The 206-nt window shown below is 37.4% G+C and carries 1 protein-coding gene; it reads right to left on the minus strand.

Going from position 1 to position 206, the window contains the following annotated elements; all coding sequences use genetic code 11:
• Window positions 1-206, minus strand: a 206-nt coding sequence (locus tag EOD40_RS18150; protein WP_164905529.1) for a hypothetical protein, incomplete at both ends; no start/stop codon positions are given.

Genomic DNA, 206 nt, shown 5'->3' on the forward strand with positions numbered 1-206 from the left:
TTACATTGATGTTGAAGGTTTGATTATCACTTTGATCATCTCCTCCATCTGCAACTCCTCCATTATCTTTCAAATAAACTGTAACAAGTGCACTTCCATTTGCATTGGCTGCCAATGTGTATGTCAATTCTCCGTTTGCTGTTATCGCTGGTTGTACCGAGAATAAACTGTTATTGTTATTGGCAACAGTAAACGTTAGTGTTTGT

This window comes from Flavobacterium sufflavum (genome assembly GCF_004016525.1).
GTDB classification, from domain to species: Bacteria; Bacteroidota; Bacteroidia; order Flavobacteriales; family Flavobacteriaceae; genus Flavobacterium; species Flavobacterium sufflavum.